General features: G+C 67.6%; 14 protein-coding genes and 1 pseudogene. 7 read left to right on the top strand and 8 right to left on the bottom strand.

All coding sequences use genetic code 11. From position 1 onward, the window contains the following. The first annotated feature begins 75 nt into the window (after positions 1–75). Positions 76–981 (top strand): LysR family transcriptional regulator, encoded by a 906-nt coding sequence (locus AC5P5S_RS04640; protein ID WP_062605681.1) that lies wholly within the window; start codon positions 76–78, stop codon positions 979–981. Between the two features lie 94 nt (positions 982–1075). Here the strand turns inward: AC5P5S_RS04640 and AC5P5S_RS04635 are convergent, their stop codons facing one another. Further along, positions 1076–4237, bottom strand: coding sequence for an efflux RND transporter permease subunit (locus AC5P5S_RS04635; protein ID WP_062605679.1), 3162 nt, complete (start codon positions 4235–4237; stop codon positions 1076–1078). Between the two features lie 4 nt (positions 4238–4241). Next, the gene (locus AC5P5S_RS04630) at positions 4242–5372 is read right to left on the bottom strand and encodes an efflux RND transporter periplasmic adaptor subunit (RefSeq protein ID WP_012481207.1); all 1131 of its coding nucleotides are present in this window, start codon (positions 5370–5372) and stop codon (positions 4242–4244) included. A gap of 117 nt (positions 5373–5489) precedes the next feature. Here AC5P5S_RS04630 and AC5P5S_RS04625 point away from each other — a divergent pair, with 117 nt between their 5' ends. The 3 genes from AC5P5S_RS04625 (at position 5490) to AC5P5S_RS04615 (ending at position 8329) form a co-directional block, all read left to right on the top strand. Next, complete coding sequence (locus AC5P5S_RS04625) at positions 5490–6170, top strand: TetR/AcrR family transcriptional regulator (protein ID WP_005410959.1); 681 nt, start codon at positions 5490–5492, stop codon at positions 6168–6170. 136 nt (positions 6171–6306) lie between these two features. Continuing rightward, the gene (locus tag AC5P5S_RS04620) at positions 6307–6954 is read left to right on the top strand and encodes a protein-L-isoaspartate O-methyltransferase family protein (RefSeq protein ID WP_005410960.1); all 648 of its coding nucleotides are present in this window, start codon (positions 6307–6309) and stop codon (positions 6952–6954) included. Positions 6955–6970: 16 nt separating this feature from the next. Beyond that, positions 6971–8329, top strand: a complete 1359-nt coding sequence (locus AC5P5S_RS04615; RefSeq protein ID WP_033835642.1) for a TolC family outer membrane protein — start codon at positions 6971–6973, stop codon at positions 8327–8329. An 87-nt stretch (positions 8330–8416) separates the two neighbouring features. Here the strand turns inward: AC5P5S_RS04615 and AC5P5S_RS04610 are convergent, their stop codons facing one another. Both AC5P5S_RS04610 and waaA read right to left on the bottom strand, forming a co-directional pair. Continuing rightward, a complete protein-coding gene (locus AC5P5S_RS04610; protein ID WP_012481208.1) occupies positions 8417–9634 on the bottom strand; it encodes a hypothetical protein in 1218 nt (405 codons plus the stop codon). A gap of 216 nt (positions 9635–9850) precedes the next feature. Then, entirely contained in the window at positions 9851–11149 is a 1299-nt protein-coding gene (gene waaA / locus AC5P5S_RS04605; protein ID WP_005414416.1) for a lipid IV(A) 3-deoxy-D-manno-octulosonic acid transferase, read from the bottom strand. Between the two features lie 60 nt (positions 11150–11209). Between waaA and AC5P5S_RS04600 the strand changes: the two genes are divergently transcribed. After that, the gene (locus AC5P5S_RS04600) at positions 11210–12127 is read left to right on the top strand and encodes an LpxL/LpxP family Kdo(2)-lipid IV(A) lauroyl/palmitoleoyl acyltransferase (protein ID WP_005410964.1); all 918 of its coding nucleotides are present in this window, start codon (positions 11210–11212) and stop codon (positions 12125–12127) included. Positions 12128–12169: 42 nt separating this feature from the next. Here the strand turns inward: AC5P5S_RS04600 and AC5P5S_RS04595 are convergent. The 4 genes and pseudogenes from AC5P5S_RS04595 to AC5P5S_RS04580 all read right to left on the bottom strand — a co-directional run bounded on the left by AC5P5S_RS04595 (position 12170) and on the right by AC5P5S_RS04580 (position 15324). Beyond that, positions 12170–12534 (bottom strand): annotated as a pseudogene (locus AC5P5S_RS04595) (transposase). 149 nt (positions 12535–12683) lie between these two features. Beyond that, positions 12684–14015, bottom strand: coding sequence for an O-antigen ligase family protein (locus AC5P5S_RS04590; protein WP_049460230.1), 1332 nt, complete (start codon positions 14013–14015; stop codon positions 12684–12686). Further along, a complete protein-coding gene (locus AC5P5S_RS04585; RefSeq protein ID WP_049460229.1) occupies positions 13996–15111 on the bottom strand; it encodes a glycosyltransferase in 1116 nt (371 codons plus the stop codon). Before AC5P5S_RS04585 ends, AC5P5S_RS04590 begins: the two co-directional genes overlap by 20 nt. Positions 15112–15126: 15 nt before the next feature. Beyond that, on the bottom strand, positions 15127–15324 hold the full coding sequence (locus tag AC5P5S_RS04580; RefSeq protein ID WP_005410967.1) for a zinc-finger domain-containing protein: 198 nt from the start codon (positions 15322–15324) through the stop codon (positions 15127–15129). 421 nt (positions 15325–15745) lie between these two features. Here AC5P5S_RS04580 and AC5P5S_RS04575 point away from each other — a divergent pair, with 421 nt between their 5' ends. Continuing rightward, positions 15746–19090, top strand: a complete 3345-nt coding sequence (locus AC5P5S_RS04575; RefSeq protein ID WP_062605678.1) for a GH92 family glycosyl hydrolase — start codon at positions 15746–15748, stop codon at positions 19088–19090. After that, positions 19087–19830 (top strand): basic secretory protein-like protein, encoded by a 744-nt coding sequence (locus AC5P5S_RS04570; RefSeq protein ID WP_032966989.1) that lies wholly within the window; start codon positions 19087–19089, stop codon positions 19828–19830. The genes AC5P5S_RS04575 and AC5P5S_RS04570 overlap by 4 nt, the downstream gene beginning before the upstream one ends. Positions 19831–20383 lie beyond the last annotated feature (553 nt).

The raw sequence follows: 20383 nt of genomic DNA, 5'->3' as shown, positions 1-20383 counted from the left end.
CCCTGACGACGATATCGTGCAGAAAATGCGGATAAAGCCCGCCGCATTGACTTAACCTTCCAGAGCCAGCGAACAATGGACCGGATCGATCGCTTCCGCATCTTCACCCGGGTGGTGGAGTGCGCCAGCTTCACCCGCGCCGCCAACCAGCTCGGCCTGCCCCGCTCCACCGTCTCGGCAGCCATTGCGGAGCTGGAGCAGCGGCTCGGTACCCGCCTGCTGCAGCGTTCGACCCGCAGGGTGTCGACCACCCACGACGGCGACGTGTTCCATGCCCGCTGCCTGCGCCTGATCGCCGAGGTTGAAGACGCCGAATCGCTGTTCCGGCAGGACGATGCGCAGCCGGTGGGTCTGCTGAAGATCGACGTGCCCAGTCGCATCGGCCGCCGCATCATCGCCCCGGCGCTGCCCGACTTCTTCGCGCGCCATCCGCAGGTGGAAGTCGACCTGGGCATGACCGACCGCGCGGTGAACCTGATCGAAGACGGCTGCGATGCCGTGCTGCGGGTCGGGCAGCTGGGCGATTCCAGCCTGGTGGCCCGCACGCTGGGCCAGCTCGACTTCGTCAACGTTGCCGCGCCGGCCTACCTGCGCGAGTACGGTGTGCCGCAGCAACCTGCCGACCTGCAGCAGCACCGGGCGGTGAACTACGCGTCGCCGACCACGGCGCGGGTGGAACCGTGGGAGTGGCAGGAGGGTACGCAGCTACGCACATTGCCGATGCCCGGCTGGGTGCGGGTGAACAGTGCAGAAGCGTCGATCGCGTGCTGTGTGGCCGGGTTGGGCTTGCTGCAGATTCCGCGCTACGACGTGCAGGCCGAACTGCAATCCGGTGCGCTGGTGGAAGTGATGCCGCAGCATGTGGCGCAGCCGTTACCGGTGACCCTGCTGCAGCCGCACCGGCAGCACCGCGCGCAACGCGTGCAGGTGTTCATCGAATGGCTGCTGCCGGTGCTACGGAGCGGCCTGCAGCTACAGTAGATCCACGCCATGCGTGGATGTGCACAAGGTGGATGGGGTCAGAGCCCATTCCCAGCGGGAAAGGGATCCGACCCCGGCCGCAGAACCCGGGGCATTACGCCCCGGATTCGTCCGGCTTCACCCGGAACCATGCCGCGTACAACGCCGGCAGGAACACCAGCGTCAGCACCGTGCCGACGATCAGGCCGCCCATGATCGAGATCGCCATCGAGCCGTAGAACGCGCTGCGCGACAGCGGAATCATCGCCAGCACGGCCGCCAGCGCGGTCAGTACGATCGGGCGGAAGCGGCGCACCGTCGCATCGATGATCGAATGCCAGCGGTCATGCCCGGCATCGATGTCCTGCTGGATCTGGTCGATCAGGATCACCGAGTTGCGCATGATCATGCCGGCCAGCGCGATCGTGCCCAGCAGTGCCACGAAGCCGAACGGCGCGCGGAACAGCAGCAGGAACAACGTCGCGCCGATGATGCCCAGCGGCGCGGTCACCAGCACCATCGCCGCACGCGAGAAGCTGCGCAGCTGCAGCATCAGCAGCGTGGCCACCACCACCAGGAACAGCGGCATGCCGGCCTTGATCGAGTTCTGGCCACGTGCCGAATCCTCCACGGTACCGCCGGTTTCCAGCAGGTAACCGTTCGGCAGCTCGGCACGGATGCCATCCAGCGTCGGCAGGATCTGATGCACCACGTCCAGGGGCTGCATGCCATCGCTGATGTCGGCACGCACGGTCACCGTCGGCAGGCGGTTGCGGTGCCAGATGATGCCGTCCTCGAAGCCGTACTCCATCGTCGCCACCTGCGACAGCGTGATGCTGCCGCCGTTGGCGGTCGGCATCGACAGGCTGGACAGCAGCTCCAGCTGGTTGCGCTCATCGGCCGGGCCACGCAGCAGCATCTCGATCTGGCGGTTGCCTTCGCGGTACACGCTCACCGACTGCCCGGCCAGCGAACTGGACAGGAACTGGCTGACCTGGGCACTGCTCACGCCCAGCGCCCGCGCACGCTCCTGGTCGATCACCAGCCGCACCACCTTGCTCGGCTCGCTCCAGTCCAGGTTGACGTTCATCACGTGCGGGTTCTCGCGCACCTTGGCCTCGACCTGGCGCGCGATCGCCTGCACCTTCTCGATGTGCTCGCCGGAAATGCGCATCTGCACCGGATAGCCGACCGGCGGGCCGTTCTCCAGGCGGGTCACGCGCATCTGCACGTCCGGGAACTTCGGAATCACCTCGTGCAGCAGCCAGTCACGGGTGCTTTCGCGCGCCTTGATGTCCTTGGCCAGTACCACGAACTGGGCGAAGTTGGTGGCCGGCAGCTGCTGGTCCAGCGGCAGGTAGAAGCGCGGCGAACCGGTGCCCACGTAGGACACGTAGTTGGCGATGCCCTCGCGGCTGGACAGCAGCTTCTCCAGCTTCTCGGCCTGGGCCTGGGTCGAGCGCAGCGATGCGCCCTCGGCCAGCTCGATGTCCACCATCAGTTCCGGCCGGGTCGAATCCGGGAAGAACTGCTGCGGCACGAAGCGGAACATCATCAGCGAGAACACGAACAGGGCAATGGTCGCGGCAATCACCCACCAGCGGTGGCGCAGGCAGCCATCGAGGAAGCGACGGAAGCTGCGGTAGAACGGGCGCTGGTACGGATCGTGGTCGTGCCCGTGCTGCGGCGGCGCGATCAGCTTGGCCAGCGCCGGATAACGATCGGCCCACTGCTGGCGCTTGGCGTGCCAGCGCGCGGACACGCTGCCCGGCTTCGGCGGCTGCGGATTGAACAGGTCCGGCAGCATCTTGTCGCCCAGGTACGGGATGAACAGCACCGCCGCGATCCACGACACCACCAGCGCGATGGTCACCACCTGGAACAGCGAACGCGTGTACTCACCGGTGCTCGAGGCCGCCGTAGCGATGGGCAGGAAGCCGGCCGCCGTGATCAGCGTGCCGGTCAGCATCGGGAACGCGGTGGATTCCCAGGCGAAACTGGCCGCGCGCAGGCGGTCGTAACCCTGCTCCATCTTGGTGGCCATCATCTCCACCGCGATGATCGCATCGTCCACCAGCAGGCCCAGCGCCAGCACCAGTGCACCCAGCGAAATCTTGTGCAGGCCGATGTCGAAGTAGTGCATGACGAAGAAGGTCATCGCCAGCACCAGTGGAATGGTCACGCCCACCACCAGGCCGGTGCGTAGGCCCAGCGAGAAGAAACTGACCAGCAGCACGATCACCACCGCTTCGGTCAGCACCTGCACGAACTCGCCGACCGACTCTTCCACCGACTGCGGCTGGTCGGACACCTTGCGCAGCTGCATGCCCGCCGGCAGGGTCTTCTGCAGGCGCTCGAACTCGGCATCGAGATTGGCGCCGAGCTTGAGGATGTCACCGCCATCCTTCATCGCCACTGCCAGGCCGATGGCCTCTTCACCCATGAAGCGCATCTTCGGCGACGCCGGATCGGCGAAGCCACGCTTGACCTCGGCGATGTCGCCCAGGTGCACGGTGCGGTCACCGGCGCGGATCGGGAACTGGCGGATCGCTTCGATGTCGTTGAACTGGCCGGTCACGCGCAGCTGCACGCGGTCGGTGGCGGTCTCGAAGAAGCTGGTGCCGGTGACCGCATTCTGGTCGGCCAGCGCCTGCTGTACCTGCTGCATCGACACACCCAGCGTGGCCAGGCGGGTGTTGGACAGCTCGATCCACACCTTCTCGTCCTGCAGGCCGACCAGGTCGATCTTGCCGACATCGGGCACGCGCTGCAGTTCCAGCTGGATGCGGTCGGCGTAGTCGCGCATCACCGCGTAGTCGAAGCCCTTGCCGGTCAACGCATAGATGTTGCCGTAGGTGTCGCCGAACTCATCGTTGAAGAACGGACCGACGATCTCGCGCGGCAGCGTCGCACGGATGTCGCCCACGCGCTTGCGCACCTGGTACCACAGGTCCGGGATCTGCCTGGAACGCAGGCTGTCGCGGGCCATGAAGATGACCTGCGATTCGCCGGGGCGCGAATAGGAGCGGATGAACTCGTACTCGCCGGTGTTCATCAGCGCCTTCTCGATCGGCTCGGTCACCTGCCGCGAGACCTGTTCGGCGGTGGCGCCCGGCCACAGCGTGCGCACCACCATCGCCTTGAAGGTGAATGGTGGATCCTCGGACTGGCCCAGGTGCTTGTACGACCACGCGCCGATCAGCGCGAAGGCCAGCATCGCGAACAGCACCAGCGGGCGGTTGGCCAGCGCCCACTCGGAAAGATTGAAGCGGCGCACCGGCTTACTCCTTGGCCTTGGCGGCAGCGGCCGGCGCGGCCGGCTTCAGCACCGGGCGGTTCTGCCGGTCCACGGCGATCACCGGCTGGCCCGCCCGCAGCAGGTGGCCACCGGCGGCAACCACCCAGTCACCCGCGTTCACGCCGGACAGCACCGGCACGGTCTCGCTGCCAAACGCACCGGTGGTGACCGGGGCGGCCTTCAGCGTGCTGTTGGCCGGATCGACCACCCACACGCTGGCGGCACCGTTGGCACCGCGCTGCAGCGCGCCCAGCGGCAGCTGCAGGGTGCCGTGGCGACCGGCGCTGCTGTAGACGCGTGCGCTCTGGCCCAGTTCGACATCGGCCAGCGCATCGGCGGCCAGGCTGACGCGGGTGGCATAGGTGCGTGCCTGCGGATCGGCGGCGGCGGCGATCTCGCGGATCGTACCGGGCAGGCGCTGGCCCGGGCGGTTCCACAGTTCCACCTCGACCGGCTGGCCGACCGCGTAGTCGCGGATGGTCGCCTCGGGCAGGTCGATCAGCACTTCGCGGCCGCCATCGGCGGCCAGGTTGAAGATGGTCTGGCCGGCGGACACCACCTGCCCGGCTTCGGCCTCGCGGCTGGCGATCACGCCATCGGCCGGCGCGCGCAGCTGCGCGTAGTCAGCCTGGTTGCGCAGCACATCGAGGTTGGCGCGGGCCGCATTGGCCTGGCCCTGCGCGGCCTTGAACGCCGCGGACTGCTGGTCCAGCTGCGAGCGGCTGACCAGTTGCTGGTCGGCCAGCACCTGGTAGCGCTTCAGGTCATCGCGGGCACGCACCAGGTCGGCCTCGGCAGCAGCCAGCTGCGCCTGTGAGGCACGGGCCTGCAGCGCGAAGTCAGCCACGTCCAGTTCGGCCAGCACGTCGCCCTTCTTCACCCGCTGGCCGGCATCGACGTGGCGCTTGACCAGGTTGCCACCGACGCGGAACGACAGCGGGCTTTCCTGACGGGCACGCACCGTGCCCGGGAATGCCGCCGGCGCCTGTCCGGCCTGTTCGCCGGGGTGAACCACCAGTACCGGCACGGCCGCCTGCGGCGCCTGTTCCTGTCCCGAACAGGCTGCCAGCGCAGCCACCCACACCATACCGCCCATCCAGCGCACGATCTTCATCGGTCAACGTCCTGAAAACGCAGGGTTGCAACAAGGGGGAGCCGCGACTGCCGGCCCAATTTAATAAACCGGCCGGTATAGTATAAATATCGAACCGCTTGGTCTAGTATTGTTGCGATGAGTTCTTCCACTTCCCGCAAGCCGTCGGCCAAGCCCGCTGCCAAGGCCGCCGGACCCGGGCGCCCCAAGGATCTGGGCAAGCGCGCGGCGATCCTTGAAGCAGCCAAGGTACTGTTCATCGAACAGGGGTATACCGGCGTGAGCATGGACGCCATTGCCGCCCAGGCCGGCGTCTCGAAGCTGACCGTGTACAGCCACTTCGGCGACAAGGAGACCCTGTTCTCCGAGGCCGTGCAGTCAAAGTGCATTGAAATGCTGCCCGATGCCCTGTTCGTGGCCGACGCGGACGGCCCGCTGCGCGACCAGCTGATCGGCATCGGCCTGGCCTTCTTCGAACTGATCACTTCCGATGCGGCGATCTCTATCCAGCGCATGATGATGGCGCCGGAGACCGACGAACGCCTGCGCGAGCTGTTCTGGAAGGCAGGACCGGAACGTACCTGCGAGGCCCTGGCTGACTTCCTGCGGGCGCGCGCCGAGCGCGGCGAGCTGGAAATCACCGACTATTCGCTGGCTGGCGAGCAGTTCCTGACCCTGGTCAAGGGCGAAGTGCACATGCATATGATGTGCGGCATGCCACTGTCACCGGTGGAGTGCGACCCTCTTGCCCACGTGACCGCCAGCATCGACTTCTTCCTGCGCGCCTATGCGCCGCGAGGGGCCGGGACGGCTGAATAACCAAAACTGAACGAACCGGAGGTCGCGATGACTTCCGGCACTGCGACCCCGGCCACCCGGCAGCTGATGCTCTGGGCGCGCCGCCGGCCTCCGGCACCGGTAAAATGGCCGGCCCACTGCGCTGGATTTGAACCTCATGACGATTGATTACGCCCACGCCCGCGAACTGATGGTGGAACAGCAGATCCGTCCCTGGGACGTGCTGGACATCAAGGTGCTCGACGTCCTGGCCCGCCTGCCGCGCGAGGCTTTTGTCGCCGATGCACACCGCGCGCTGGCCTACGCCGATGTCGAACTGCCGATCGGCCACGGCCAGAAGATGATGAAGCCGGTCATCGAGGGCCGTACCCTGCAGGCACTGGATCTGCAGCCGGGTGACGAAGTGCTGGAAATCGGCACCGGCAGCGGCTTCCTGTCCGCCTGCATCGGCGCGCTCGCGCGCGACGTGCTGAGCCTGGAGATCGACCCGGAGCTGGCCACCGCCGCGCGTGCCCGCCTGGACGCCTCCGGCCTGGGCACCAACGTCCGCGTGGAAGTGGCTGACGCCCTGTCCTGGCAGACCGAACGCCGCTTTGACGTGATCTGTGTCACTGGTGCGGTCGACGTGGTGCCGTCACAGTTCGCCTCGTGGCTGCGTCCGGGTGGTCGCCTGTTCGTGATCCACGGCCGCTCGCCGGCGATGGAGGCCCTGCTGGTCAAGGCCGACGGCAGCACCGAGTCCCTGTTCGAGACCGATATCGATTACCTGCGCGGTGCCGCCCCGGCACCCCAGTTCCACCTCTGAGTCCAAGGAAGCCGCAATGATCCGCCGATCCCTCGCTGTTGCGCTGGCCACTGCCCTGCTGCCGTTGTCTGCCCATGCCGCCGACCTGCTGCAGGTCTACGAAATGGCGCGCAACGGCGATCCGCAGCTGTCCGCCGCCGAATCGACCCGGCTGGTCGACAAGGAAGGCGCCGTGCAGGCGCGCGCCGCCCTGCTGCCGCAGATCAACGGCCAGGCCACGCTGAACCGCACGCGCAGCGAGCCGAACGCCGACATCAACTCCGGCTCGTTCACCAACAAGCGCCGCAATTACACGATCGATGGCAGCCAGACGCTGTTCAACTGGACCCAGATCAACAACCTGCGTTCGCAGCGTGAGCTGAGCAAGGCGGCGGACTTCACCCTCGAATCTGCCAACGACAGCCTGATCGTGCGCACCTCGGCGGCCTACTTCAACGTGCTGGTGGCGATCGAATCGCTGAACGCCGCACAGACCAATGAAGCGGCTGCGAAGAAGCAGTTCGACTTCGCCGACAAGCGCCTGGAAGTGGGCCTGGCGCCGATCACCGACGTGCACGAAGCACGCGCCCAGTACGACCAGGCGCGTGCCAACACCATCGTTGCGCAGAACACCCTGGCCGATAACTACCAGGCCCTGACCGAACTGACCGGCCAGCCGGTGACCAACCTGCGTGGGCTGCCGGCCGACTTCCGTCCGGAAGTGCCGGCCAACCGTGGCAACATCGATGAGCTGGTGCACCAGGCCACCACCCAGAATCCGGCGCTGAAGGCGCAGGAACTGAAGGTGAGCGCCGCCGAAGCCGGCGTGCAGGCCGCGCGTGGTGGCCACTACCCGACCCTGTCGCTGGGCGGCAGCTGGGGCAAGACCGCGACCTGGGGCGACAGCACCGGCTCCGGCTCGCTGTCCCCCGACGCCCGCACCAACAGCATCGGCCTGACCCTGAACGTGCCGATCTTCGCCGGCGGCGCTACCCAGTCCGGCGTGCGCCAGGCGCTGGCCCAGCGTGACATTGCCCAGGACGGCTACGAGCAGCAGAAGCGTGCCCTGGACCGCAACACCCGCAATGCCTACCAGACCCTGGTACAGGGCATCAGCGAAGTGGAAGCCCGCCGCCTGGCGGTGGTCTCGGCACAGAGCGCCTATGACGCCTCGCAGGTCGGCCTGGAAGTCGGTACCCGTACCGTGCTGGACGTGATCCAGAACCAGCGCATCCTGTTCTCGGCGCAGCTGGACTACGCCCAGGCCCGTTACACCTTCCTGCAGAACCGCCTGCTGCTGAGCCAGTCGCTGGGTGCGCTGGACGTGGCCGAGCTGCAGGACGTCAACCGCCTGCTGACCCAGGACGCGGGCAACCCGGCAACCACCACGCACTAAGTCGTCAGCCTGCCGGTCACGAAGAAGCCACCCGCGAGGGTGGCTTTTTTGTTGGTCGCGCGGACGGAAGCATGCACCCACCGACCGTCAGCCGGGCCAGACCCGCATCCGTTCGACTGCGGCCAGCAGACACAGTGCGATGGCGACGGGAGCCAGCACCGGCAGGGCGCGTGATCGCGGTGCCCGTCCGCGCAGCACGGCCACGCACACGGCCCCCATCACCAACAGGGTTGCCGGACCAGGCAGTACCGGCAGGCTGCCCATGGGCGCCCACAACGCCAGCAATGCCGCCGACAGGACGACGGCAACCGGCACCAGTCTCTCCCGGAACTCCAGGGATCGGTCACCTGCCGTCGGCCACAGCTGCATCGCCACCCGCGCAGCCAACATCAGCAGTACCAGGATGAGCGCCACCAACCCTGCCACTCCCGCCAGCGGCAGCAAGGGCATCACCCAGTACAACTGCGGGTGATGCTGCAGGGCGACCGACAAAGGCCGCGTGCTGGCCAGAGCCGGAAATTCGACCAGGCCCGCCTGCAACGCGGCCAGTACGATCAGCAGCACCATGGCCAGCAGCACGCACGCCGGCAGCAGCGGCGGCCGTGCCCTCGCCTGCCTGCCGATGCCAGGAAATCCCAGCGCCAGGCCAACGGTGGCGAACACACCGTACAGCGGCACGCTCGCCGCCAGTACACCGCCGATCCCGAAGCGATAGGGTGCCGTTGCTGGCGGCAGCCATGGAATCCAGTACGCGTAGTGCACATGGCGGGCTGCCAGCACCAGCAACAGCAGGCCGGCGCCGACCTTCACCGTCAGCAGCACGCAGGCAACCAGCACCACACGGTGTGGCCGCAGCAATCCGACCACTGCAAGCAACAGCAGGCTGGCAGCAGCCATCAGTTGACCCGGCATCCCGTTGCTGGCCTCGATTCCACAACCAGCCAGCAGTACATGCAGATGGTTGGCGACGGACTGCGCAACGCCAGCGGCAGTCACCACCAGTTCCAGCAGCAGCGCGCCACCGAGCAGAACGGCCGGCACGCCTCCCCAGCAGTCCCGCACCACGCCATGCAGGCCATCGGCAGCGGGCCTTTGCTGGTTCAGAACGTGCAGGCAGTACAGCAGCGGCCCTGTGCCCAGCGCGGCCAGCAGCAGGCTCAGGACGATGGCCGGGCCTGCCTGGGCTGCGGTGTGCTGGCCGACCAGCGCGACCACGCCGCCTCCCAGCAGCAAGGTCAGTGCCACCACCACAAGGCGATCGCCGTACCCGGGCTCATCGATGCCGGGGCTGCTGTCGCTGTCCATCGCAAGTTCCCTTGATATCCGCCCAAGCGCGGTCGACAGCAGACTGACAGCCTGTGCCGGGAGGCGGTATCGGAATACGCGCCATGCGCATCACGATGTGACGGCAGGCACGTTGGCAAGGAAGCTCACGGTCCCGCTACGACAGATTCCAGGTCGCTAAGCAGAATTGACGCGGTCTTTCACGACAGTCACGTCGCGTGCGCCGGCCCTTCGGACTCAGCGGCAAGGTGGCGGCAGATGCGGTCCGACCAGCGCCAGCGTACGCTGCAGGGCACCGCGTCCGTTGCTGATCAGCGTGCAGCCTGCCCGCGCCATGTCCTCGCGTGCCTGCGGATCTTCGAGCAGGTGCTGCAGCAGTTCGCCGACCGCCTGCACGTCTTCGCCGATCAACAGCGCGCCCGCCTCGCGCATGCGGCGGGAAATTTCCGAGAAGTTGTGCAGGTGCGGGCCCGTCACCGCAGCGGTGCCCATCGCCGCCGGCTCCAGCAGGTTGTGGCCACCGATCGGCTGCAGGCTTCCACCGACAAACGCCACCTGCGCGCAGGCATAGAACGGCATCAGCTCGCCCAGGGTATCGATGACGAACACATCGGTTCCAACCTCCGGCCACTGCTTCGCGCGCCGGGTTGCCACGTTCCAGCCCTGCTCCCGCGCCAGCGCCTCCACCTTCGGGAAGCGCTCGGGATGCCGGGGCGCCCACAGCAGCAACAGGTCGGGGTGCTGCCGGCGCAGGCGCCGATGCAGATCGATCACCGCCTGTTCTTCACCATCATGGGTACTGGCGGCGATCCACACCGGCCGCCGGGCCGGCACGCGGGCATGGAACTGCTCGACGAAGCCCTGCACGTCCGGCGTAGTGATGTCGAACTTCAGGTTGCCCAGCGCCTGCACCTGCTCCGGCGCGGCACCCAGCTGCACGAAACGCTCGGCATCGTCCTGCGACTGCGCGGCCACGCAGGTGACCGTGCGGAGCGCGCGGCGGATCAACGCCGCCAGCAGCCGGTAGCCCCGCAGCGAACGTGCCGAGAGGCGCGCGTTGAGGATGTAGACCGGAATGCCACGGTCACGGCAGCCGAACAGCATGTTCGGCCACAGTTCGGTTTCCAGGATCAGCGCCAGGCTGGGCTGGAAGTGGCCGAGGAAGCGGTTGACGCTGCCGGGCACGTCATACGGCAGGTAGACGTGGTCCAGGGCGTCGCCCCACAGCGCACGCACGCGCTCGGAGCCGGTCGGGGTGATGGTGGTGATGACCCAGCGGATGTCCGGGCGCTCCTTGCGCAGCGCGTTCACCAGCGGCGCAGCGGCATTGACTTCGCCCACCGAGACCGCGTGCAGCCAGACCCGCGGTTGGCCGGTGGGCTGGGGATAGGAGGCATAGCGCTCATCCCAGCGCCGGAAGTATTCACGGACCCGGAAGCCGCGCCAGACCAGGTGGTACACGGTGATCGGCAGCAGGATGTAGAGCACGACCGAATACAGGCCGCGCAGGATCCATTCGACAGGGTCTTTACGCATGCGGCAAGGATACGGGAGCCCCCCGGGAAAGACACGCGGCCGCCTTGGTAGAATGGGCCAATGTCCGATGCCACCACCGCCGTCCGCCCGTCGCTGCGCGATCCCCGCAACTGGCCGATGTTCGCCGCCATGCTGGGCGCCTTCGCCATCGCCCGCCTGCCGTGGATGCTGCAGCGTGCGCTGGGCCGGGGCGTCGGCTGGATCACCTGGCGCCTGCTGGGCAGCCGTCGCCGCGCCGCCGAGGTCAACCTGCAGCTGTGCTTCCCCGAGAAGGACGAGGCCTGGCGCCAGCGCCTGGTGCGCGACAGCTTCGATGCCCTGGGTGTGGGCGTGTTCGAGTGCATCCGCGCCTGGTGGGGCAGCATCGACAGCATCCGCCCGCAGGTGCAGATCGAAGGACTGGAACATCTGCGGCAGATGCAGGCGGAAGGTCGTGGCGTGCTGCTGGTGTCCGGCCATTTCATGACCCTGGAAATGTGCGGGCGACTGCTGTGCGACTACGTTGATCTTTCAGGCATGTACCGCAAGCACAAGAACCCGGTGTACGAGTGGGCGGTGAAGTTCGGCCGCCTGCGCTACGCCAAGGCAATGTTCGCCAATGAGGACATCCGCGCCACCGTGCGCCACCTGAAGAAGGGCGGCTTCCTCTGGTACGCGCCCGACCAGGACATGCGCGGCAAGGACACCGTGTTCGTGCCGTTCTTCGGCCACACCGCTTCGACCATCACCGCCACCCACCAGCTGGCGCGGATGACCGGCTGTGCGGTGATCCCGTATTTCCATCGCCGCGAAGGCGGGAAGTACTTCCTGAAGATCGGCGCGCCACTGGAGAATTTCCCCAGCGACGACGTGGAAGCCGATACCACGCGGGTCAACCAGGCCATCGAAGAGATGGTGCGCGAGGCGCCCGACCAGTACCTGTGGATCCACCGCCGCTTCAAGCGCCAGCCAGGCGGGCGGAGCGATTTCTACAAGTAGATCCACGCCATGCGTGGATGCTCTTCGATTCCGTGCCGGGATTCACAACGGCCAGCGGCACCAGGCGTACGGGTACTCCCCCACCACGCACGCCAAGCCCGCACGGACCGGATTGGCCAGGATGTACATCGCCTTCTCGTGAAGTGATTCGTCGGTCCGCACTGCATGGTCGTGATAGGCGCGCTGCCACTGCGCAGTTCCATCAGCCAGTGCAGATGGTCGGGCATCACCACCCAGGCGAGATTGTGGCGGAAGCCCCTACGCTCGACGAAGCGCAGGGTGTCGATCAGGATCGCCATGTTCGCCGCATCGGCGAACAACGGTTCACGGCCAAGGGTTGCCGTGGTCAATGAGTACACGTTGCCGGATCGGGAATATCGACCGTAGCGGAGTCTTGGGCTGGCCATGCCTCGAGCGTACGATACGCATGGAAACACCGGTGGGGGTGGGTTACCTGTGTTTGCGTCGGGAAAGCTCCATCCACGCATGGCGTGGATCCACCACAGCAATCTCCGTTCGGTACGCGCAGTAGAGCCACGCCATGCTGGATGGACGATCACACCGCCGTCGGCGTGTCGTCCGCGTCGCGCGCCAGCAGGCTGCCGGCGAACAGCGCGGCCAGCAATACGGTCAGGCCACCCCAGAAGGCCGAATAGAACGCCAGATGGGTGTTCAGCGGGAACACGGTCACCGCCAGCGCCAGCATCGCCGGACGCGCGCGTTCGCGGGCCATTGCCGGCGCGTAGCGCCATGCGCGCCAGGCCTGGGCCACGGCCGCCAGCCACAGCAACAGACCAATCACTCCAGTCTCTGCGAGGATTTCCAGCACGATCTGATGGGCATGAAGCGCCGGGGCATTGCCCCACACGGCCGGCCCGTCCTCCGCCACGCAAGCGGGATAGGCATCGCGGAAACCACGTGCACCCACGCCATTGATCGGGTGCTCTTCAATCATGCAGGCGGCGGCTTCCCAGATCCGCGCGCGCCCTGACAGGGCCTCGTCGACACCACGCTCACCCCCATCCAGGGCCATGGCCGTTCGCGCGAAGCGCTCGCGCAGCTGCGGCACGCTGGCGGTCAGCGCACCGGCGCCGAGCACCGCCACCAGCGCCAGCGCCGCCAGCCGTTTCCAGCCGAACTGGCGCACGCCGCTGTAGGCCAGCACCAGCGCGAAGGTGATCCACGAGGCGCGCGAACCGGCCAACAGCAGCACGCTGCCCAGCGCTGCCGCAGCCAGCAGCCAGCCCGTATTGCCAAAGCGCCGCGCGGCGGGCAGCAGCAGGAACGGCGACAGGCTGGCCAGCACCTGGCCGAACTTCAGGTTGCACGGTCCCAGTGCGCCACTGAGGCGATCTGCCAGTGCGGCCTCGTCGGCCGGGCACAGTGCGTGGCCACTGACCGCCAGCTTCAGGTGTTCCAGCGACCAGAACCATGGGCTGGTGCCGGCCACCGCCTGCACCAGTGCATCCAGCGTCCATGCGCCGGTGATCAGTGCCAGCCCCGCGAAGGTCAGCCGCCGCCGCTCCGGCGTAGCCACCGCGATCGCCACCAGCCACATGAAGGGCAGATAGCGCAGGCCCGCAGCAGCCTTGGTCCACGAGGCCGCCGGATCGATCGCATCGAATGCGGAGAATGCCTGCGGCAGCCAGTAACCAAGGAACAGGATCGAAGTCAGTGCCCAGGCCGCCGTGCTCAACAGATGCGGGCGGCGCTGCAGGCGGCGCGTCACCATGCGCACCGCCGCGTACAGCGCGCCGAGGCCCAACACGGTTTCGGCGATGCCTGGCAACGGCCACATCGCCACGTACGCCAGCACCCACCAGGGCGTCCAGCGCCCGGCGCGGTCGTCGCGCACGATGACGGCGGGGTCAGCCGGCGAGGTCGGCATAGAGGCGGAGGGTATCGCGCTGCATGGCCTGCAGGGTAAACGGGATGCGGGTCGGCAAGGACGGGGGCTGGGCCAGCAGGGCCAGCGCACGTTCACCCAATGCCCGCGCATCGCCGAGCGGCACGGCACCTGCGGGTTGCAGCTGCCGAAGCAGCTCACCGACGCCACCATGGTCCCAACCCAGCACCGGCCGGCCCACCGACAGCGCCTCGACCACGGTGCGGCCGAACGCTTCGGGCTTGTCCGACAGCTGCAGTACCAGGTCGCTGGCCGTGTAGGCCTGGGCGATGCGTGCGGTCGGCGTGCTGATGTGCACGGCCTCGGCCACGCCGAGCGCGGCCGCCTGCCGGCGCAGGTCGGCCACGTAGGCTTCACGGCCGGGTTCATCGGTGCCCAGCATCCACAACTGTGCCGGCACGCCGGCGGCGCGCACATCCGCCAGCAGCTGCAATGCGTGTGCGTGGCCCTTCAGGCGGGTGCCACGCCCCGGCAACAGCAGCAAGGGGCCTTCAACCTGCGCCAGCCATGGGTACTCTGCCGCAAGCGCCATCCGCGGACGGCGATCGGCACGCGCCACGCGCGGGAACTGGGCCACATCGACGCCACGCGGAATCACCTGCAATGCCTGTTCGGGCACGGTCGGGTAGTGCCGCTGCACGTAATCGCGCACGGTGTTGGACACGCAGATCACGCGTTCGCCGCTGGTCATCACCGCGCTGTAGCGGCTGGGCGAATTCAGCCCATGCACGGTGGTCACCCAGTGCGGGCGTTGCGCGGCAGGCAGGGCACGGATTGCGTACAGGCCCAGCCAGGCCGGCAGCCGCGAGCGGGCATGCACGATGTCCGCACCAACCTCGGCAAACAAGCGGCGCAGGGTCGGCAAGTGGCGCAGGGTCAGCAGCGACTTGCGGCCGATGTCCAGGCTGAGGTGCTCGGCACCGCTGTCGAGCAGCGGCTGCACCAGGCGGCCACCGGCGGAAACCACCAGCGCGCGATGGCCGGCGGCGACCAGGGCCGCAGCGATTTCCAGGGTCGAGCGCTCGACGCCGCCGGAGTGCAGCGCCGGCAGCAACTGCACCACGGTCAATCGGCGCATCGAAGGGGCGGCCGCTTAGTCGGCCAGCACGAACACGGAACCGCAGTACGGGCACTGCGCTTCGCCATTGGGCTCGTCTTCGATCGGCAGGTACACGCGCGGATGCGAGTTCCACAGCGCCATTTCCGGGGTCGGGCAGCTCAGCGGCAGATCGCTGCGGTGCACGGTGTAGCGCTTCTCGGCGTTGGCGGGCGCAGTGGCGGTATGGCTCATGGCGGATGTCGATGAACGGGTTGCGAGGCCTGTGATTCTAGCATCCAGGCCGCCCCGACATTGCGCCGCAACGGGTGTTTGGGCGTACCGGGCCGATTCCCTGCGACCTTGCATGCCACTTCGGGATGAGGTGCCGGTGGGAATTCCCGACCGATCCTGCAGATTCACCCCGGGAAACCACCGACAACGATATTTACCGCATTTGGATCGAACTAAATGGCACTTGTCAGGTTGCCACGGCTGTTGCAGGATCGGGCCAGGTCGTGAACCGGCCCACCCCAATCCGACCCGATCGCATGGCCCGCCCCCACCGGACCGGCATCGCCTCTTCCACTGCCATCGCGGCGGGCGGAGCGATGCTGTCCGTGGTGTCCGCCGATGCGGGTTCTGCCCGCCGCCAGCCCTTCCGGGAGACCCTTGCATGACCCTGTCCGATCCACGCCGCGCCCTGCTTCCGCTCGCCCTGGCCCTGGCCTGTGCGACTACCGCGATGCCGGTGCTGGCACAGGGACTGCAGAGCTCGTTCGAGCCGGGCCAGCCGGCTCCGGAACCGGCCGCAGGCGCATTGCAGGTCACGATCGGCAACGGCCCCGCTGCGCCCTACGCCGCCAAGCGCAATGCCGGCTACAGCGGCCTGCACGCACTGCGCTACAGCAGCGAAGGTGGCAATGCGCGGCGCGAACTGTTCAAGGCGGACGTGACCATCGAGGCCGATACCACCCTGTCGTGGTTGGTGCTGCCGGAGATCGTCGGCAAGGACACCGTGGCTTCGACCTATGTGTCACTGGACCTGCTGCTGGACGATGGCAGTCGGGTTTCGGCCGGCACTGCACGCGACCAGCACGGCGTAGCGATCGGCGCACGCGCGCAGGGCGACTCGAAGACGCTGTACCCGCAGCAATGGGCGCGCAAGGCGGTGCGGCTGGGCGATGTGCCCGCGCTGAAGGGCCGCCGCGTGGTGGCGATCGAACTGGAGGTGGCCAGTGCCGACGGCGCACCGGTCTCCGGCTGGATTGATGACGTTCGCCTGGACACCGTGCCACGGCAGCAGCCAGCGCGCGTCTCCGACTGGGTACTGACCACCCGCGGTACCCAGGCCAACGGCACCTTCTCGCGTGGCAACAATTTCCCGGCCACGGCGGTGCCGCACGGGTTCAACTTCTGGACCCCGGTCACCGATGCCGGTGCGCTGAACTGGCTGTACCGCTGGAACGAGCAGAACGACGCGCAGAACCGTCCTCAGCTGCAGGCGCTTGCGCTGAGCCACCAACCCAGCCCGTGGATGGGCGACCGCCAGACCTTCCAGGTGATGCCATCGGCCAGTCGTGGCGTGCCGGAGGCTGACCGCCGCAAGCGTGCCCTGTCGTTCGACCGCAGCCATGAAAGCGCCCGCCCTTACCGCTACGACGTGCGCTTCGACAACGGCGTCGCGGCATCGATCGCGCCGACCGACCATGCCGCGCTGTTCCGCTTTGACTTCCCGGAGGACGGCGACGCCAACCTGCTGTTCGACAATGTCGATGCACGCGGTGGCCTGACTCTGGACGCCGCCACGCAGACGCTGTCCGGCTACACCGACACGCGCAGCGGCCTGTCCAACGGCGCCAGCCGCATGTACGTGGTGGCCCGCTTCGACAAGCCGTGGCGCAGCAGTGGGCGCCTCGACACCGGCCGACCGACCGGCTACATCAAGTTCGATGCCGGCAGCGAACGACGGGTGACCATGCGCATCGCCACTTCGCTGATCTCGGTGGAGCAGGCACGACACAACCTGGCGCTGGAAATCGCCGCCACCGATACGCTGGAGAGCGTGGCCGGCCGTGCGCAGGATGCATGGGACGCACGCCTGGCCCGCTTCGACATCGGCGATGCCAGCGACGACCAGAAGACCACGCTGTATTCCAGCCTGTACCGGCTGTTCCTGTACCCGAATTCCGGCCATGAAAACGTGGGCAGCGCCGCCGCACCGGAGTGGCGCTACGCCAACCAGGCCAGCGCCAGCGATGACAACACCGAGGGCAGCGCGACCCGCACCTTTGCCGCCGTGCGCGATGGCAAGGTGTTCGTCAACAACGGCTTCTGGGACACCTTCCGCACCACCTGGCCGGCCTACGCGCTGTTCACGCCCGACGATGCCGGGCAGATGGTGCAGGGTTTCATCGAGCAGTACCGCGCTGGCGGCTGGATCGCACGCTGGTCGTCGCCGGGCTACGCGGACCTGATGGTCGGCACCAGCTCGGACGTGGCCTTCGCCGATGCGTGGCTGAAGGGCGTCGGCGGCTTCGATCCGGGCGAGGCCTACGCCGCCGCGCTGAAGAACGCGACCGTGGTACCACCCGACCGCCATGTCGGCCGCAAGGGCATGGACCGTTCGACCTTCCGGGGCTACGCCAGCGCCGACGTGCATGAGGGCATGTCGTGGACGATGGAAGGCGCACTCAATGACTTCGGCATCGCCAACATGGCCGATGCGCTGGCCAAGCGCGCGACCGCACCCGCCGCACGCGAGCGCTACAGCACCGAAGCCGACTACTTCCGCCACCGCGCTGCCAGCTACGCGACGATGTTCGACCCTGCCGCCGGCTTCTTCCAGGGCCGCAAGGCGGATGGCCGCTGGCGCGTGGACGCCAAGGACTACGACCCGCGCGTGTGGGGCCACGATTACACCGAATCCAACGGCTGGACCTTCGCCTTCACTGCCGCCCATGACGGCGAAGGCCTGGCCGCGCTGTACGGTGGCCGCGACAAGCTGGCGGCGAAGCTGGATACCTTCTTCGCCACGCCGGAAACCGCAGACCCGGCACTGGCCGGCTCCTACGGCGGCACCATCCACGAGATGACCGAAGCGCGCGACGTACGCATGGGCATGTACGCGCACAGCAACCAGCCGGCGCACCACATCCCGTGGATGTACCTGTATGCCGGACAGCCGTGGAAGACCCAGCAGCACGTGCGCGAGATCCTGTCGCGGCTTTACGTCGGCAGCGAGATCGGCCAGGGCTATCCGGGCGATGAGGACAACGGCGAAACCTCGGCATGGTACGTGCTGGCCTCGCTGGGCCTGTACCCGCTGCGCATGGGCGCCCCGGAGTACGTGATCGGCTCGCCGGCCTTCGAACATGCACGCGTGGAGCTGCAGGGTGGCGCGGTGCTGACCGTGAACGCGGCCAACAACTCGCGCGAGAACGTCTACGTGCAGTCGCTGAAGATCAACGGCAAGCCGTGGACGAAGACCTGGGTGCCACACGACCTGATCGCCAAGGGCGCGACCCTCGACTTCGTGATGGGACCCCGTCCGTCGCGCTGGGGCAGCGGCGTGGACGATGTGCCGCGCTCGTTGACCGCGCGCGGCCAGCGCCCGCAGCTGCTGCACGACCTGCTCGGCAGCGGCGCGAAGGCGACGCTGGCCGATGGCCGCGCCCTGCCCGCACTGGTCGATGACGATGCGAGTACCACCGTGGGCCTGGGCGGCGGCGCAACCATCGCGCTGACCGGACTGAGCGACGGCACGCCGACGATGTACACGCTCACCAGCGGCGACGGCCGCATCCAGGGCGGTGAGTGGACGCTGGAGGCGCGCAACGGCGGCGGCAGCTGGACCGTGCTCGACCAGCGCAGCGGCGAAGACTTCGAATCCGCCCGCCAGACCCGTCCGTTCCGCATCGCCAGACCCGGCCGCTACAGCGAATACCGCCTGCGCCTGGCGGCACCGGCACGGCTGCCACTGGCGGAGATCGAACTGCTGGCGGCCGGCACCGTACAATGAGCCGCATGCGCTACCGTCTTCTGCCTCTGGCCCTTGTTGCCCTGTCCTTCTCAAGTTTCGGCCAGACCCAGGCGTTCGATACGCAGCTGACCCGCGACGGCGTGACGCTGAACTACCAGGACGCCCGTGGCGCCTTGGCCGCGCCGCAGCGCAAGCGGGTGATCGATACGTTCTTCTTCGCCTACCTGCGCGAACGCGCGGACTTTCACCCGGCCGCGCCGGCGATGGTGCGCATCGTGATCGATCCGGCCTACACCGGCATCGCCTTCGTCGGCGACAAGGACCAGGCAGCGACGATCACCATCAACCCAGGCTGGTTGGCGCAGCACCCGAACGACATCGACCTGGTCACCCATGAGGCGATGCACATCGTGCAGGGCTATCCAGGTTACGGCGATGCACGGGTGCCGGGCTGGCTGGTGGAAGGCATCGCCGACTACGCACGCGACCGCTACGGCATGGACAATGCCGCCGCAGGCTGGGTACTGCCGGGCAAGGTCGAGAAGGGGCAGAATTTCGACAGCGGATACCGGGTGACCGGTGCGTTCCTGAAATGGGCCGAGGCCGAGTATCCCGGCCTGGTGCTGGCGCTGGACAAGGCCCTGCGCGACGGCCGCTATACGCCGGCGCTGTGGCAGAAGCACACCGGCAAGGCACTGCCGGCGCTGTGGACGCAGTATGCCAAGCCGCGTTCGGATGCACCGCCGCCGGCACCAGCGCGCCGCGGCAAGCGGCGCTGACTGGGCGATCAACTGGGTATTGCGGCGACTGGGTAGAGTCGACTGGGTAGAGTCGACTGTTAGTCGACTGCCTTTCGTACAGCCCCCGAAAACCCCGCGCTTCGCGCGATAGTCGACCAACGGTCGACTCTACCTCGCTGGCGTCTACGCCTCAGCGCGACTGCACGAAGCCGGCGTACAGCGCGAACAGCTGCTGGAAGTACCGCCGCGTCACTCGATTGCGCATGACACCCTCACCCGTGGAAAGTTGGTCGGGCCCAGGGTGGGAAGGCCGGTCCGGTCCCTTCCCACGGCCGGGCCGCGTGGGCGTATTGGGCCGCAACGGCGTTGCAGGGACATGACCGGGTTGCGTAGCGCGTGTGGCAGCGGTGGGACCGGCGTTGGGACCGGCATCGGGACCGGTATCGGGACCGGTATCGGGACCGGTATCGGGACCGGTATCGGGACCGGTAGAGTCGACTATCGCGCGATCGCGCGGGATTTTCGGCGTCCGAATCAAGAGCAGTCGACTAACAGTCGACTCTACCCGTTTCCGCTTTGCGGAAACAGAAAC

The organism is Stenotrophomonas sp. YJH_SMC_54 (assembly GCF_059368435.1).
The sequence above is the reverse complement of the archived record's forward strand: the minus strand, read 5'-3'. Positions and strand labels throughout refer to the sequence as shown.